Source organism: Klebsiella sp. MISC125 (assembly GCF_051131775.1).
Taxonomy (GTDB): Bacteria; Pseudomonadota; Gammaproteobacteria; order Enterobacterales; family Enterobacteriaceae; genus Klebsiella.
Genome location: NZ_CP180448.1, coordinates 636,271 through 652,538, shown reverse-complemented (window position 1 = coordinate 652,538; position 16,268 = coordinate 636,271). Strand labels below are relative to the sequence as shown.

Here is a 16,268-nt window from a genome sequence, read left to right as displayed (position 1 = left end):
ACCATACCAGTTTTCATAACCAGAGATATATTGACGATAGTGACAAAGATCACATTACTTTTTGCAGGCTGTCGTGAAAGGAACTCGTGACATTTTTCATTATTTCGTGGTTACCGGAGACACCCAGCCAGGACCGATGGCTGAGCCCTGGACACCGTGCTGATTAAGGTATTTATCCAGCTCAACCATCCCGGTCCAGCGGTTCTCACACCACAGCGGTGCCAGCAGCGTCGGACGACGGGCACTGGCAGAAATACGGTGATAAATAATCTCAGGTGGGGTATGGCGAATCATCTCTCCTGCAGTGACCGTATAGTCGTCCAGTTCAATACCGTTCAACCTTCCGGCTTCCCACGCTTTTGCCATGATGCTGCCCTTCACAATATGAAGTGGATGCAACTTAATGCCATCAACGCCGGTTTCAACCACCCGATCCAGGGTTTGCAGGCAATGATGCTGCCCCTCTCCCGGTAGCCCGACAATCAGATGTGAACATACTTTCAGGCCACGTTCACGCGCCAGTCGGGTCGTGTGCTGATAGCAGGCAAAATCGTGACCGCGATTTATCCGATGCAGCGTTTTATCATGTGCGGTTTGCAGCCCAAGCTCCAGCCATACTTCATAACCCAACTCCCGATATTCGCTAAGTAAATCCAATACTGCTTCAGGCACACAGTCCGGGCGAGTGCCGACGCACAGCCCAACCATATTGGCCTGGCTCACCGCTTGCTGATACATGGAACGCAGTACCTGAACTTCAGCAAAAGTGCTGGTGTAGGCCTGAAAATAAGCCAGATAGCGCTGAGCGCGATTAACCCGCTGCGCCTGATACGCCAGCTGTTCGGCAATCGAAATATACTGCTGTTGTTCATCAGCGAAAGAAGCCACATTACAAAATGTGCAGCCGCCACGACCAATAGTGCCATCGCGATTTGGACAGCTAAATCCACCATGCAGCGTCAGTTTATGAACCTTTTCGCCATAACGACGCGCAAGATCCCCACCAAACATATTGACTAATTTTTGTAACTGCATAATCTGATAGACCGGCCTTAAGAAAAGGGCCAAGCCTGCCATTTTTAGCTACCGACGGCGATGACCTGGATCAATCGTCAACGCGGCCGCTTACCTCATTGCATAAACACTCAAGATAACCGCAATTTAATTCACATTCATAGTGATGAGTTTTCCTTATACATAGACTCTGGTTTTGCCATTATCTTTGTCAGGACATAAAACAGTATTACTTTCCGCAATTCACATAAAAAGCAGTCAAATAGTCTGAGATAAAAAAACTATTCAGCACAGACCGATAATCTTGTGCCATCGATATAGTGAGACAGATCACACTCAATTATGCCGTCGGTTACGTTTCAGCAGCATTCGAAATGTCATTATTCTCTTAAAAATCATAAAACTAAGTGTTGCATAGCACATTTTTGTATAAATAAGATTGCCATTTGACGTATGTGCGGATTCCCGATAACTTGGGAATCCGCTGGAAGCTTTCTGGATGAGCGCTCTGCTCATCATATTTATGCAGTAATTGAGATTCCCTCTTAACAGCAAGTCCTCAAACTTGTGTACCGATGCGAAAAGGATTTAAAGAGGGCGAATGCGAGGTGCAAACCCCGTCGCCATGCTCTTTCTGTGCCCGTGCGCAACGGTTCGGAGGGTGTCCCGTAGAGCCTGGGGAGGTTCACTGATATGTTGTACGATAAATCCCTTGAGAGGGATAACTGTGGTTTCGGCCTGATCGCCCACATAGAAGGCGAACCTAGCCACAAGGTAGTGCGAACCGCTATACACGCACTGGCCCGAATGCAGCACCGCGGCGCGATCCTCGCCGATGGAAAAACCGGCGACGGTTGTGGCTTGCTGCTACAAAAACCCGATCGTTTCTTCCGAATCGTTGCGGAAGAGCGCGGCTGGCGTTTAGCCAAAAATTACGCCGTTGGGATGTTATTCCTTAATAAAGATCCTGAACTGGCCAAAGCGGCACGCCGCATCGTCGAAGAAGAACTTCAACGCGAAACCTTGTCTATTGTCGGCTGGCGCGAAGTGCCAACCAACGAAGGCGTTCTCGGTGAAATCGCACTCTCCTCGCTGCCCCGTATTGAACAAATCTTTGTTAACGCCCCGGCTGGCTGGCGTCCGCGTGATATGGAGCGCCGTTTATTCATCGCCCGTCGCCGTATCGAAAAGCGCTTGCAAGAAGATAAAGATTTCTACGTTTGCAGCCTGTCTAATCTGGTGAACATTTATAAAGGTCTGTGTATGCCGGCGGATTTGCCGCGCTTCTACCTGGACCTCGCGGACCTGCGTCTGGAATCAGCCATCTGCCTGTTCCACCAGCGCTTTTCCACCAACACCGTGCCGCGCTGGCCGCTGGCGCAGCCGTTCCGCTATCTGGCGCACAACGGCGAAATTAACACCATCACCGGTAACCGCCAGTGGGCCCGCGCCCGTACCTATAAGTTCCAGACGCCGTTGATCCCGGATCTCCACGATGCTGCGCCATTCGTCAATGAAACCGGCTCTGACTCCAGTTCGATGGATAATATGTTGGAACTGCTGCTGGCGGGCGGGATGGACATTATCCGTGCCATGCGCCTGCTGGTGCCGCCAGCCTGGCAGAACAACCCGGATATGGATCCCGACCTGCGTTCATTCTTCGACTTTAACTCCATGCACATGGAGCCGTGGGATGGCCCGGCAGGTATCGTGATGTCCGACGGTCGCTATGCGGCCTGTAACCTCGACCGTAACGGCCTGCGCCCGGCGCGCTACGTTATCACCAAAGATAAGCTGATCACCTGCGCCTCTGAAGTCGGCATCTGGGATTACCAGCCGGATGAAGTGGTCGAAAAAGGCCGCGTTGGCCCAGGCGAGCTGATGGTTATCGATACCCGTGAGGGGCGTATTCTGCATTCAGCGGAAACCGATAACGATCTAAAAAGCCGTCATCCATATAAAGAGTGGATGGAGAAAAACGTCCGCCGTCTGGTCCCGTTTGAAGACCTGCCTGATGAAGATGTTGGCAGCCGTCAGTTTGATGACGACACGCTCGCCAGCTATCAGAAACAGTTTAACTACAGCGCTGAAGAGCTGGATTCCGTCCTGCGCGTGCTGGGCGAAAACGGCCAGGAAGCGGTCGGTTCAATGGGTGATGATACCCCATTCGCCGTGCTCTCCAGCCAACCGCGTATCATTTACGATTACTTCCGCCAGCAGTTCGCGCAGGTGACTAACCCGCCGATCGATCCGCTGCGTGAAGCCCACGTAATGTCGCTGGCCACCAGCATCGGCCGCGAAATGAACGTCTTCTGCGAAGCGGAAGGCCAGGCGCACCGTCTGAGCTTTAAGTCGCCAATTCTGCTGTACTCCGATTTTAAACAGCTGACCACCATGGAAGAGGAGCACTATCGCGCCGACGTCCTGGATATCACGTTTGATGCCACCGAAACCACGCTGGCTGAGACGGTGAAGGCGCTGTGCGATACAGCCGAACAAATGGTGCGTGACGGAACCGTCCTGTTGGTGCTCTCTGACCGCAACATCGCTAAAAACCGTCTGCCGGTACCCGCTCCGATGGCGGTAGGCGCGATCCAGACCCGTCTGGTCGATAAGAGCCTGCGCTGCGATGCCAACATTATTGTCGAAACCGCCAGCGCCCGCGACCCGCACCACTTTGCGGTTCTACTGGGCTTCGGCGCGACGGCCATCTATCCGTACCTCGCCTATGAAACTCTGGCGAAGCTGGTAGATAACAAAGCCATCGACAAAGAGTACCGCGCGGTGATGTTGAACTACCGTAACGGCATCAATAAAGGTCTGTATAAGATCATGTCGAAGATGGGGATTTCAACAATCGCGTCCTATCGCTGCTCGAAACTGTTCGAAGCAGTGGGCCTGCATCGCGAAGTGTCTGACCTGTGCTTCCTGGGCGTTGTCAGCCGTATCGGCGGCGCCGGTTTCGACGACTTCCAGCAGGATCTACTGAACCTGTCAAAACGTGCCTGGCTGGCGCGTAAGCCACTGGATCAGGGCGGTCTGCTGAAATACGTCCACGGCGGCGAATATCACGCCTACAACCCGGACGTGGTGCGTACCCTGCAACAAGCGGTACAAAGCGGCGAATACAGCGATTACCAGCAGTACGCAAAACTGGTTAACGAACGCCCGGCGGCAACGCTACGCGATCTGCTGGCCATTACCCCGGACGGCACTACCGTCAGCCTGGACGACGTTGAACCGGCAAACGAACTGTTTAAACGCTTCGATACGGCAGCAATGTCCATCGGCGCGCTGAGCCCTGAAGCGCACGAAGCGCTGGCGGAAGCGATGAACAGCATCGGCGGCAACTCGAACTCCGGCGAAGGCGGCGAAGACCCGGCGCGCTACGGCACCAATAAGGTGTCGCGCATTAAGCAGGTCGCCTCTGGTCGCTTCGGCGTGACTCCGGCCTACCTGGTCAATGCCGACGTTATCCAGATTAAAGTCGCTCAGGGTGCGAAGCCCGGCGAAGGCGGTCAGCTACCGGGTGATAAAGTCACCCCGTATATCGCCAAACTGCGCTATTCAGTACCGGGCGTGACGCTGATCTCCCCGCCGCCGCACCACGATATCTACTCTATCGAGGATCTGGCGCAGCTGATTTTCGACCTGAAACAGGTCAACCCAAAAGCGATGATCTCCGTGAAGCTGGTTTCCGAACCGGGCGTCGGCACCATCGCCACCGGCGTAGCGAAAGCCTATGCAGACCTGATTACCATCGCAGGTTACGACGGCGGCACCGGCGCAAGCCCGCTCTCGTCGGTGAAATATGCAGGCTGTCCGTGGGAACTGGGCCTGGTGGAAACCCAGCAAGCGCTGGTGGCTAACGGTCTGCGTCACAAGATCCGTCTGCAGGTGGATGGCGGTTTAAAAACCGGCGTCGACATCATTAAAGCCGCGATTCTGGGCGCGGAGAGCTTCGGCTTCGGTACCGGTCCGATGGTGGCGCTGGGCTGTAAATATCTGCGTATTTGCCACCTGAACAACTGCGCAACCGGCGTAGCAACTCAGGATGAAAAACTGCGTAAGAACCACTACCACGGCCTGCCGTTCAAAGTGACCAACTACTTTGAATTTATCGCCCGCGAAACCCGCGAGCTGATGGCTTCGCTGGGTGTAAAACGTCTGGTGGATCTGATTGGCCGTACCGACCTGCTGAAAGAGCTGGATGGTTTTACTGCCAAGCAGCAGAAACTGGATCTGGGCAAGCTGCTGGAGACCGCAGAGCCGCATCCAGGCAAAGCGCTGTACTGCACTGAGAACAACCCGCCGTTTGACAATGGCGTGCTCAATGCGCAGCTGCTCCAGCAGGCAAAACCGTTCGTTGACAGCAAGCAGAGTAAAACGTTCTGGTTCGATATCCGCAACACCGACCGCTCCGTTGGGGCATCGCTGTCAGGTTATATCGCCCAGACCCACGGCGACCAGGGTCTGGCAGCCGATCCTATTACCGCTCACTTCAGCGGTACTGCGGGCCAAAGCTTCGGCGTGTGGAACGCGGGTGGCGTTGAGCTGCATCTGACAGGCGATGCCAACGACTATGTCGGTAAAGGTATGGCTGGCGGCCTGCTGGCGATTCGTCCTCCGGTCGGCTCAGCCTTCCGTAGCCACGAAGCCAGCATCATCGGTAACACCTGCCTGTATGGCGCGACCGGTGGTCGTCTGTATGCTGCGGGCCGTGCGGGCGAACGCTTCGCAGTGCGTAACTCTGGCGCGATCACCGTGGTTGAAGGTATCGGCGACAACGGCTGTGAATATATGACCGGTGGGATTGTTTGCGTGCTGGGTAAAACCGGCGTCAACTTCGGCGCGGGGATGACCGGTGGTTTCGGTTACGTTCTGGATGAAGACGGCGACTTCCGCAAACGCGTGAACCCGGAGCTGGTGGAAGTGCTGGATGTTGACTCTCTGGCTATCCATGAAGAGCATCTGCGCGGTTTGATTACCGAGCACGTGCATCTTACCGGTTCGCAGCGCGGCGAAGAAATTCTGGCCAACTGGCCAGCCTTCTCAGCGAAGTTTGCGCTGGTTAAACCGAAGTCCAGCGATGTTAAAGCACTGTTGGGTCACCGTAGTCGTTCCGCAGCTGAGCTGCGGGTGCAGGCGCAGTAAGGGGTTAAGATGAGTCAGAACGTGTATCAATTTATCGACCTCCAGCGCGTTGATCCGCCAAAGAAACCGCTGAAGATCCGCAAGATAGAGTTTATCGAGATCTACGAGCCGTTTTCCGAAGGCCAGGCCAAAGCACAAGCAGACCGCTGCCTGTCCTGCGGCAACCCGTACTGCGAGTGGAAGTGCCCGGTGCACAACTACATCCCGAACTGGCTGAAGCTGGCTAACGAAGGGCGTATTTTTGAAGCGGCAGAACTGTCGCATCAAACCAATACCCTGCCGGAAGTCTGCGGGCGCGTTTGCCCGCAGGATCGTCTGTGCGAAGGTTCCTGTACCCTGAACGACGAGTTCGGTGCGGTGACCATCGGCAATATTGAGCGCTATATCAACGATAAAGCATTCGAAATGGGCTGGCGTCCTGACCTGACCGGCGTCAAGCAGACGGGTAAAACTGTCGCCATTATCGGCGCAGGTCCGGCGGGCCTTGCCTGCGCAGACGTGTTAACTCGTAACGGCGTCAAGGCGGTGGTCTTTGACCGCCACCCGGAAATCGGCGGTCTGCTGACCTTCGGGATTCCGGCCTTCAAGCTGGAAAAAGAGGTCATGACCCGCCGCCGTGAAATCTTCACCGGCATGGGCATTGAGTTCAAACTCAACGTTGAAGTGGGCCGCGATATTCAGCTGGATGATCTACTGAAAGATTACGATGCGGTATTCCTCGGCGTCGGCACCTATCAGTCAATGCGCGGTGGGCTGGAAAATGAAGACGCCTCCGGTGTATTCGACGCGCTGCCGTTCCTGATCGCCAACACTAAGCAGATCATGGGCTTCGGCGAAACGGCTGATGAACCGTATGTCAGCATGGAAGGCAAGCGAGTTGTCGTTCTTGGCGGTGGTGATACCGCGATGGACTGCGTGCGTACCTCCATCCGTCAGAACGCGTCCCATGTCATTTGTGCTTATCGCCGTGATGAAGAGAACATGCCGGGCTCCAGGCGCGAAGTTAAAAACGCGCGTGAAGAAGGCGTGGAATTCCAGTTCAACGTCCAGCCGCTGGGCGTGGAAGTGAATGCTAACGGTAAGGTTTGCGGCGTGAAAATGGCGCGTACCGAAATGGGTCAGCCGGATGCGAAAGGCCGCCGTCGCGCGGAAATCGTCGCCGGTTCCGAGCATGTGGTACCTGCCGATGCCGTAGTCATGGCGTTTGGTTTCCGTCCGCACAGCATGGAGTGGCTGGCAAAACACAGCGTTGAGCTGGATTCTCAGGGCCGTGTTATTGCTCCTGAAGGCAGCGACAACGCCTTCCAGACCAGCAACCCGAAAATCTTCGCCGGCGGTGATATTGTTCGCGGTTCCGACCTGGTCGTGACGGCGATTGCCGAAGGCCGTAAGGCGGCTGACGGGATTATGAATTACCTGGAAGTGTAAAACCGTTCTGGCTCCCCAGATACAGCTTCGCGCTGATAAATGGGGAGCCAACATTGCTCACCTCAATTCCGCATATTTTATTCTCTGAAAGCCGCTCGCAAATCCTGTTGTAACTGAATGCAAGTAGCCGAATCAGTATTGACCGTATAAGCCCCTGAGCGTATTGATAGCGACATATTTTCAGCTTGCAACTATCACGACAGGGATGAATCCATGACGCTAACCTCAACGCCAAACGCTGATGATTATCAGCAAATCCATGACGAAATTATTAATCTGTTAGACACTGCCCGCACGGAGACAATCCGCAGCATCAATGCCCTGATGACAGCGACCTACTGGGAGATTGGCCGACGTATTGTCGAATTCGAACAAGGCGGTGAAGCGCGGGCGGCTTACGGCACTCAACTTATTGAACGGCTGTCCATAGACTTGAGCCAGCGTTATAAACGTGGGTTTTCCACAAGAAACCTGTGGCAAATTCGTACTTTTTATCTATGTTTTCAACATATTGAAATTCCGCAGACAGTGTCTGCGGAATTCATCACACGTAAGAATCTTGCGGATATTTTCCCACTCCCCTGGTCTGCTTACGTCCGTCTACTCACCGTTAAAAACGCCGAAGCACGCACTTTTTATGAAAAAGAGACGTTACGTAATGGCTGGTCAGTGCGGCAGCTCGACAGGCAAATTGCCACTCAGTTTTACGAACGGACGCTGCTGTCACATGACAAATCCGCTATGTTGCAGCAGGCTACGCCCGCCATGGCCGAAGTTACGCCGGAGCAAGCCATACGCGACCCCTTCATTCTTGAATTCCTCGATCTGAAAGACGAGTATTCTGAATCCGATTTTGAAGTAGCGCTGATAAACCACCTGATGGACTTTATGCTGGAACTCGGCGATGACTTTGCCTTTGTGGGCCGCCAGCGTCGATTACGTATTGACGATAGCTGGTTTCGCATCGACCTGCTGTTCTTCCATCGCCGCTTGCGCTGCCTGCTCGTCGTTGACCTGAAGGTCGGCAAATTTAGCTACGCCGACGCCGGGCAAATGAACATGTACCTGAACTACGCCAAAGAGCACTGGACGATGCCGGGAGAAAACCCACCCGTAGGATTAATTCTGTGTGCAGAGAAAGGCGCTGGTGAAGCACACTATGCCCTTAGCGGCTTGCCAAACACGGTCCTGGCAAGCGAGTACAAAATGCAGCTACCTGATGAAAAATTACTGGCGGACGAACTCGCCCGCACGCAAACAATGCTGGAAGCCCAAAAGCGCTGATTCGCAGGGTGATTGATGCGGTGGCGGCATCGGTAGTCTATTCCAGTATTTTCGGCGCGGTGATGGCCTCTCTTCCGGCGGTGAAAACGCATCTGGTCGTCTTCGATACTGCCGTGGTCGATATGACCGAACAGCTCAACGATCCGGTGGATCTGTTGTTTGGCGTACAGCTTGGCGGTGGTACCGACATCAACCGTGCAGTCGGCTATTGCCAATCGTTAATTCGCGATCCGCAAAGAAGATGTGAACCTGTGGGCGGCGCAGCACGGCATCGTAACCTCACGAGAAAAAAACTGATTGGCCTTACTCTGCCGGAGACAGTGCTCCGGCAGGATTTTTATGCGCCGGACAAATCGGCACGCACTTTAATCACCACTTTTTTAATATCGGCTGGCTCTGTTACCACGCAGCCTGGCTTATGCGGCTCCCCCGGCATAAAGACCGCGAACATGCCGGGCCTCAGGGTGACGGACTGCTCGCTCGCCATTTCACCGCACAGTTGATAATCCTCATCAACGTGTATCTCCTCGCACTGCCGCGCACAGCCGGCCACGCCATAAAAAATACGCTCCTCGCCCGCCAGTAAAATCTGGATATCGATAAACTGCACATGCAGTTCGGCCTTCTTCTCTTCAGGTAAACCTGACGCAAATTGCATCACGTTCATAAAGATATCGTCCCCCTGCAGCTCGTAGCTTCCGGGAGCAATACTTTGCAAGTCGTGCGCCTGCGCGAGAGTTATTGCTTGCTGCAACATGGCCGATATTCCAGCCTGCGACGGATTATTGATATCACCGAAAATCATGATTTCTCTCCCAGCCCCACAGCGCCGCGCCCAGTAGCCCGGCATCATGCCGATAGCGTGCTTCGCATAGCGGGACGTGATAAACCGCTGGTTCCTGCGCCATATATTCACGCACCAGCGGCAAGTATCCATCCGCCAGGCCGATGCTGCCGCCAACCACGACGCACTGACAGTCGGTCAGCGCTTTAAGATCGGCAATCAACCGCGCCAGCGTTTGCGCCGAGCGCTGAACCAGTGAACGCGCCTGCAGATGATGTTGTTCCGCGAGAGCAAAAATAGATTTCGCATCCAGCCCGGTGAGTTCACCTCCAGCCGCATCGGCAATCGCTCTCCCGGCGGCAATGGCTTCCACGCAACCCACTCGACCACAGCCGCAGCGCGGCCCATTTGGGTCAGCCAGCGTATGTCCGCAATGTCCGGCTAATCCCCCGCTTCCGGTCAGCAGCCTGCCGTTAGTGACCATGCCGCCGCCAACGCCCGTCGAAACCGTCAGAAAAACCATATCGCTCACGTTCTCCGTTAACGCACGATATTCTGCCCACGCCGCGGCCTGGGCATCGTTCAGGGCGATACCAGGCAGTCCGCAGAGTTCAGACAAACAATCGATTAAGCGAAAATGCGCCAGACCGCCAAGGTTAGCTGGGTTGAGTGCGGTTAAAATACCGTCCTGAATAATGCCGGTAGAAGCAACCGCAAATCGCTCGGCTTGTGCCAACAGCGGAGCAATCAGCTCTTCTAACGCTAAGGCAAGCCCGGCAGGCCGCTGGCTCGCCGGGGTCGGGATTTCCCGCCGTTCACGAATAGTAAGATCCTTATCGACCAACGCGGCGGCAAGCTTGGTACCGCCAATATCTATCGCCAGCGTGGTCATGGCTTCGCCTCTTTTAACGCCGAGTTATACCACTGGCAAATATGCTCTAGCCGGGTAATCGCTGAACCGACGGTTACCGCCCACGCCCCGTGACGCATAGCTTCTGCCGCCTGAGCGGGGGTGTTATAGCGACCTTCCGCATTCACCCGACAACCCGCCTTCGTCAGCGCTTTCACCAGCGCCAGGTCGGGCTCATCTGGCGTGTGCGACGTGGTATAACCTGAAAGCGTGGTACCAATAATCTCCGCGCCAAGCGCCTGACAGGCCAGGCCATCCTCCAGAGAGGAACAATCGGTCATCGCCAATAGCTTGTGCTGATGAATGCGCGCCAGCAGCGCTGCTACCGGAACCGGGCGTTCACGGTCAGTTCCATCAATGGCGATGATATCGGCCCCGGCCTGCGCCAGCACATCGATATCTTCCAGATAAGGCGTGATCCGCACCGGCGAATCATCCAGATCGCGTTTAATAATGCCAATAATCGGCACCGTAACCAGCGCTCGGGTGGTGCGCAGATTCTCAACTCCTTCAATGCGCAACGCTACTGCGCCCGCCTGCTCCGCCGCCAGCGCCATCGCAGCAACGATCGAAGGGTTGTCCAAAGGGCTGCCGGGCACCGGCTGGCAGGAAACAATAAGCCCGCCGTTAGTGCTGATGCGTAAATCCAATTCTTCCAGCAAAGACATAATAGCTCCCTAATGAATGTTTTCGCCCGGCACCGCTACCGGGCGCTTGTTATCTGGTTTTAATTAATCCGCTTTTACTGCTACCCAACGGCACCGCGCCGCTGAACGGTTTTCCATCAATCGCATCATGGGTCCGTACAGCTTCCGGGCGGATCCAACGCTGTACGCGGGATGGCATATCCAGACCAATCAACAGGATCACCACGAACGTCAGACCGAAAGAGAGCGATCCCAGTGCGGTACCCAGATCCAGACGCTGGGCAATTAAGGCACCAAGAACCGGCGCAATCGCACCGCCCAGCGCCCCCACGTTATAGGTAAACCCAAGCCCCGCCGCACGTTGATCGGTATCGAAGTAGCCGCCGATCAGTTTCGGTAAGATCCCCGAGATCCCCTGTCCTAACATCTGCTGGAAAAACAGTAGCAGGCCAAGGACCCATATGTTTGTGCCGCCGATAGCAAAGACCGGAATAATCAACAACTGTGAAGCCAGCAAGCTGCAAACGTAAGCCTTGCGGGTTCCCAGCCAGTCGCCAAGAAAACCGCCCACGCAGCACCCTACCGCTGCGCCAAAGCCGCTGAAAAACAGAATATTCGCTACCGTGGTATGGTCATAAGCCAATTCGGTTTTCAGATAAGTGGGTAGCAGCGCCTGGATAGGCCACGAATAAAGGAAAGCGAAAAGCACGACGACCATCAGCGTCACGCCAGTGGGCCAGCGCTTACCGCTGCTCTGGACCATAAAGCTGATAAAAATAACCGCGCACATCACGCCCAGTAACAGCACGATACCGGCATTTTGTAAATCGCCTGCAAAGCAAAACCACAGAGCGGTCGCTGCGACAACGGTCATCAGAATATTAATAACCCGATGCTTACCGCGATAAAGCAGATCGACCATCGTCTGCACCGGTTCTTTGCCCTCATGCTTCTCTTTCCAGTCCTCGGCTTCCGGAATATTTTTGCGTAACCAGAGAGCGAAGACGATCGGCACAATGCCAATGAAGAACAGTGCGCGCCAACCCCAGACGGGCACCACCAGGCTGTAAACCTGCGCGGCAATAACGGCCCCGACGGAGAATCCGGAGATCAGAAAACCGCTGGCTTTGTTGCGTAAATGCTTTGGCCAGCTTTCAATAACATAGGTCGCGCTTGAGCCATACTCACCTGCCATTCCCATGCCGATAACCAGACGGGCGATAAACATGGTGGTGTAACCTGGCGCAAAACCGCAAGCCAGGGTACCAAGTGAAAAAAGAATAATGCTGGTGACCATCGCCAGGCGTCGACCATAGCGGTCTCCCATTGCGCCGAGCATCAGGCCGCCAAACCAGCGAGAGATAAAAGCGGCTGAGATCAAGCTGGCCGCCTGAACCGTTGTCAAACCAAAATCCCCCTGGACCTCGGTAAGTACCAGGGCAATCAAGACAAAATCAAAACCATCAAGCAAATATCCCAACCATGCGGCTGAAAAAGCCCGCCACTGAGGGCGACTAAGATGGCGATACCACGGGATATTCTGGGTAGAAGTACTCATTTTACTCTCCCGATAATTTTTTGTTGTTGTGCCGGGTGGCGGCTTCGCCTTACCGGCCTACGGTCGAAATATGTAGGCCGGGCAAGCGTAACCCCCCGGCAACTTGTGGTTACGCCTTCTCTGCCAACAACTGCTGAGCCAGCGCTTTCAGCTCCGGCAGGAATTGTTCGTCAACCGGAGCGAACGGTTTACGGCACAGCGGCTCAGCGACAACATCCATATAGTGCAGCACGGTTTTCAGGCCACGGAATACGCCGGTTTTAATCAGCAGATCGATAACCTTGTTACATTCGCACTGCAAGTGTTGCGCTTTGGCAACATCACCTGCTTTCAGCGCCTGAACGATCCCCTGATAACGCCACCCCATGATGTTGTAGGTGCTGCCAATTCCACCATCGGCACCTGCCAGCAGGCCAGAAGCGAAGATCTCGTCATAGCCGTTGTACAACACCAGGTCCGGATGAGCCCGACGGATTTGCTCCATCTGGTAAAGATCGCCGGAGGTTTGCTTCAGCGCGCCGACGCCCGGCAAGGTCACCAGAGTATTGATCTGATCGAGCGTCAGCTTAACGCCGCTTAGGGCCGGGATGTTGTACACCACCATCGGCAATCCATCAGCCGACTCAATAATGGCCTGATAATGCGCGCAATGTTCTTCAAAGCTAAACGGATAATAGAATGGCGTCACCGCAGAAACGGCATCGTATCCATAGCTTGCCGCGGCCTGTGCCAATTGTTGGCTTTCAAGAGTACTCACGCAGCCGACATGGGCGATCAGCGTCATTTTTCCCTTCGCCTCTTCCGCCACAATCTCCAGTACTTCCTGCCGCTCAGCGCCGCTCTGCACAAAGGCCTCACCAGTGGAGCCTCCCACGTAAAGCCCGTCGATCCCCTGGCTCAGATTGAAACGAACCAGCCGACGCAGACTCTCTTTATCCAGTTTTTGCTGACCATCGAACGGCGTAAGCAGTGCCGCCATGACTCCACGTAAATTGACCGCCATATAAACCTCATAGTGATATTAGAGTGATTAACTATGTACCTTTATACCTGTTATACCAGATCAATTAAGCAGCAGCGTAATAGATAACACTTATAATGCGATCTACTTCACTAAACGATCCCGAGGATCGAGAGGGTTACTTACGTGTCTGTGTTTTCTGGCCGAGGGCGTGCCAGGTGGCGGAGACGCTATTGAGGTGGGTTTGGAGGGCGCGATCGGCTTCATCAGGATCGCGGCGGCGAATAGCATCAACAATAACAATGTGTTGTTGATAGCTCACGCTATTATGTTCATGCAACTCACGTTCTGGCACCGTAGGCCGGGCGGCGATTAGCCAATCCAGCAATGCCACGTGAATAGCCATAAAGATCGGATTACCCGGGATTTCCGCCAGCACACGGTGAAACTCGACGTCAGAGCGGATAAACAGCGCATTGTCATCAAGCGATTGGCTGTTGATCTTCAGCGCCTGCATCAGCTTTTCGATCTGCTCGTCACTGGCATGTTCTGCCGCATAGCGAACCAGGCTGGATTCAAAAAACAGGCGTAGCTGTTCAAAATGCGCGATACCGCCGGGGTGAGACAAAAAGTCTTTCGCCATGCCGGAAAGCTCGCCAATGATGGTATCTGCTGATGGGCGGGAAACGCGGGCCCGCTCGCCGTTGCTAATCTGCACCAGTCCCTTGCGCTTCAGCGCCGCCAGCGCTTCGCGAACCGAAGGACGCCCGACGTTAAAAAACGCCATCAATTCACGCTCTGACGGCAGTTGTTCACCTTCGGTAAATTCCCGACGGCGGATCATCTGCTCCAGCTCTTCTTCCACCATTTCAGACAGTTTTTTGCGCGCCAGAGGACGGCGGCCTAGACTGTTGCCAATGGAGGATGGGTTATCTTCGGCTTGTGAATCAAATGCGCTCATAGGGACCATTGTGTGATTTGTGACAGCACGTGACGGCTGTTCCATCTTAACACAAGAATTTTGCAGAGATCAGAAAACAGGCCCCGAAGGGCCTGATAGAGATTACTTCACGACTAGAGATTACTTCACGACGCGTAGCGCAGGGCGCCCACCGCGTGGCGGAGTTGGCGTATCATCGGGATCGTCATCATGATTATCTGGCTTATCGCCATCAATCACCGACATGACCGTTTCGCTGTCGTTGCCTGGCAATTCTTCGTCATCATTCAGGCTGGTGACGTCTTCATCGTAGGCCGCTTCAGGTTCAAACATGGTGCCCGCACCATTTTCACGTGCGTACACAGCCAGCACTGCAGCCATCGGTACAGAGACATTGCGCGGCACACCGCCGAAACGCGCGTTGAAACGCACTTCGTCGTTAGCCAGTTCCAGATTACCTACAGCACGCGGGGCAATGTTAAGAACGATTTGTCCGTCGCGAGCATACTCCATTGGAACAAGTACGCCCGGCAGCGTCACATCGACGACCAGGTGCGGAGTCAGCTGGTTATCCAGCAGCCACTCATAGAACGCCCGTAACAGATACGGGCGACGCGGCGTCAGCTGTGATACATCCATTGATTAGCCTCGACCCAGGCGCATTTCACGCTCGGCTTCAGTTAAAGAAGCGAGGAAGGAATCACGTTCAAATACGCGAGTCATATAGCCCTTGAGCTCTTTCGCGCCAGTTCCGGTCAGTTCCACACCGAGAACAGGCAAACGCCATAGCAGCGGTGCCAGATAGCAATCGACCAGGCTGAACTCATCGCTCAGGAAGTACGGCTTCTGGGTGAAAACTGGCGCAATCGCCTGCAATTCTTCACGCAGTTGCTTACGTGCATTATCAGCCTGCGCAGCAGTACCGGTCTGGATGGTATTCATCAGCGAATACCAGTCTTTTTCGATACGTTGCATGTACAGACGGCTTTCCCCACGAGCTACCGGATATACCGGCATTAACGGCGGATGCGGGAAACGCTCATCCAGGTATTCCATAATGATGCGAGATTCCCACAGAGTGAGCTCACGATCCACAAGCGTTGGTACGCTTTGATTCGGGTTGAGGTCAATCAGATCCTGAGGTGGGTTATCCTTCTCCACGTGTTCTATCTCAAAACTAACACCTTTCTCGGCCAGCACAATGCGGACCTGATGGCTATAGATGTCAGTAGGACCAGAAAACAGCGTCATTACCGAACGTTTGTTGGCAGCGACAGCCATGAAAACCTCCAGGTATATTCAGAATTATTGTACTGCTGCCGACCACGCATGGTCAGCCAGATGTAAAAACCCCATTCGCGTGACATCATTTCCATTTATCATCTAAACAAAAAATGAACAATCACCTGCATTTGGGCAGAAAATTGGATGATAGTTTACCAGATTTTGAAGGCGTTGTGGTGAGGGTATTCTGGAAATGCTGAAAAAGTGGCAAGAACAGGGCAGATCCGTATGGATAATGACAGATTTATCCATAAAAAAACCCGCCGAAGCGGGTTTTTTCGCAAATTGTTCTGCGTGAGCAGAA

General features: G+C 54.3%; 12 protein-coding genes and 1 pseudogene. 4 read left to right on the top strand and 9 right to left on the bottom strand.

Annotation, left to right across the window (positions count from 1 at the left end):
- Positions 1-99: 99 nt before the first annotated feature.
- Positions 100-1,035: a TIGR01212 family radical SAM protein gene (locus ACMYSL_RS03085; RefSeq protein WP_304253762.1), complete on the bottom strand. Its 936-nt coding sequence runs from the start codon at positions 1,033-1,035 to the stop codon at positions 100-102.
- Positions 1,036-1,707: 672 nt separating this feature from the next.
- On the opposite strand from ACMYSL_RS03085, the gene gltB reads away from it, so the two are divergent.
- The 4 genes and pseudogenes from gltB to ACMYSL_RS03065 form a co-directional block, all read left to right on the top strand.
- Positions 1,708-6,168 (top strand): glutamate synthase large subunit, encoded by a 4,461-nt coding sequence (gene gltB / locus ACMYSL_RS03080; protein ID WP_181484713.1) that lies wholly within the window; start codon positions 1,708-1,710, stop codon positions 6,166-6,168.
- A gap of 9 nt (positions 6,169-6,177) precedes the next feature.
- Entirely contained in the window at positions 6,178-7,596 is a 1,419-nt protein-coding gene (gltD, locus tag ACMYSL_RS03075) for a glutamate synthase subunit GltD (protein WP_182235069.1), read from the top strand.
- Positions 7,597-7,809: 213 nt separating this feature from the next.
- The gene (locus tag ACMYSL_RS03070; RefSeq protein ID WP_434661339.1) at positions 7,810-8,880 is read left to right on the top strand and encodes a PDDEXK nuclease domain-containing protein; all 1,071 of its coding nucleotides are present in this window, start codon (positions 7,810-7,812) and stop codon (positions 8,878-8,880) included.
- A gap of 62 nt (positions 8,881-8,942) precedes the next feature.
- Positions 8,943-9,056 (top strand): annotated as a pseudogene (locus tag ACMYSL_RS03065) (hypothetical protein); the annotation flags it as partial.
- A gap of 161 nt (positions 9,057-9,217) precedes the next feature.
- Here ACMYSL_RS03065 and nanQ read toward each other — a convergent pair.
- From nanQ to sspA, 8 genes are all read right to left on the bottom strand, one after another.
- On the bottom strand, positions 9,218-9,685 hold the full coding sequence (gene nanQ / locus ACMYSL_RS03060) for an N-acetylneuraminate anomerase (RefSeq protein ID WP_434661338.1): 468 nt from the start codon (positions 9,683-9,685) through the stop codon (positions 9,218-9,220).
- Positions 9,672-10,556, bottom strand: coding sequence for an N-acetylmannosamine kinase (nanK, locus tag ACMYSL_RS03055; protein WP_434661337.1), 885 nt, complete (start codon positions 10,554-10,556; stop codon positions 9,672-9,674). Before nanK ends, nanQ begins: the two co-directional genes overlap by 14 nt.
- Positions 10,553-11,242: an N-acetylmannosamine-6-phosphate 2-epimerase gene (locus tag ACMYSL_RS03050; protein ID WP_434661336.1), complete on the bottom strand. Its 690-nt coding sequence runs from the start codon at positions 11,240-11,242 to the stop codon at positions 10,553-10,555. The genes nanK and ACMYSL_RS03050 overlap by 4 nt, the downstream gene beginning before the upstream one ends.
- 49 nt (positions 11,243-11,291) lie before the next feature.
- Positions 11,292-12,779, bottom strand: coding sequence for an MFS transporter (locus ACMYSL_RS03045; RefSeq protein ID WP_434661335.1), 1,488 nt, complete (start codon positions 12,777-12,779; stop codon positions 11,292-11,294).
- Between the two features lie 109 nt (positions 12,780-12,888).
- Positions 12,889-13,782 (bottom strand): N-acetylneuraminate lyase, encoded by an 894-nt coding sequence (nanA, locus tag ACMYSL_RS03040; RefSeq protein WP_434661334.1) that lies wholly within the window; start codon positions 13,780-13,782, stop codon positions 12,889-12,891.
- A 136-nt stretch (positions 13,783-13,918) separates the two neighbouring features.
- Positions 13,919-14,710, bottom strand: coding sequence for a transcriptional regulator NanR (nanR, locus tag ACMYSL_RS03035; RefSeq protein ID WP_304253770.1), 792 nt, complete (start codon positions 14,708-14,710; stop codon positions 13,919-13,921).
- Between the two features lie 111 nt (positions 14,711-14,821).
- Complete coding sequence (gene sspB / locus ACMYSL_RS03030; protein ID WP_110272828.1) at positions 14,822-15,319, bottom strand: ClpXP protease specificity-enhancing factor; 498 nt, start codon at positions 15,317-15,319, stop codon at positions 14,822-14,824.
- Positions 15,320-15,322: 3 nt separating this feature from the next.
- A complete protein-coding gene (gene sspA, locus ACMYSL_RS03025; RefSeq protein ID WP_110272827.1) occupies positions 15,323-15,961 on the bottom strand; it encodes a stringent starvation protein SspA in 639 nt (212 codons plus the stop codon).
- Between the last annotated feature and the right edge of the window lie 307 nt (positions 15,962-16,268).

What these genes read in the sequence shown, in the direction of transcription:
- ACMYSL_RS03085 (WP_304253762.1), bottom strand. Translation starts at nt 1,035, where the DNA reads ATGCAGTTACAAAAATTAGTCAATATGTTTGGTGGGGATCTTGCGCGT.
- gltB (WP_181484713.1), top strand. Translation starts at nt 1,708, where the DNA reads ATGTTGTACGATAAATCCCTTGAGAGGGATAACTGTGGTTTCGGCCTG.
- gltD (WP_182235069.1), top strand. Translation starts at nt 6,178, where the DNA reads ATGAGTCAGAACGTGTATCAATTTATCGACCTCCAGCGCGTTGATCCG.
- ACMYSL_RS03070 (WP_434661339.1), top strand. Translation starts at nt 7,810, where the DNA reads ATGACGCTAACCTCAACGCCAAACGCTGATGATTATCAGCAAATCCAT.
- nanQ (WP_434661338.1), bottom strand. Translation starts at nt 9,685, where the DNA reads ATGATTTTCGGTGATATCAATAATCCGTCGCAGGCTGGAATATCGGCC.
- nanK (WP_434661337.1), bottom strand. Translation starts at nt 10,556, where the DNA reads ATGACCACGCTGGCGATAGATATTGGCGGTACCAAGCTTGCCGCCGCG.
- ACMYSL_RS03050 (WP_434661336.1), bottom strand. Translation starts at nt 11,242, where the DNA reads ATGTCTTTGCTGGAAGAATTGGATTTACGCATCAGCACTAACGGCGGG.
- ACMYSL_RS03045 (WP_434661335.1), bottom strand. Translation starts at nt 12,779, where the DNA reads ATGAGTACTTCTACCCAGAATATCCCGTGGTATCGCCATCTTAGTCGC.
- nanA (WP_434661334.1), bottom strand. Translation starts at nt 13,782, where the DNA reads ATGGCGGTCAATTTACGTGGAGTCATGGCGGCACTGCTTACGCCGTTC.
- nanR (WP_304253770.1), bottom strand. Translation starts at nt 14,710, where the DNA reads ATGGTCCCTATGAGCGCATTTGATTCACAAGCCGAAGATAACCCATCC.
- sspB (WP_110272828.1), bottom strand. Translation starts at nt 15,319, where the DNA reads ATGGATGTATCACAGCTGACGCCGCGTCGCCCGTATCTGTTACGGGCG.
- sspA (WP_110272827.1), bottom strand. Translation starts at nt 15,961, where the DNA reads ATGGCTGTCGCTGCCAACAAACGTTCGGTAATGACGCTGTTTTCTGGT.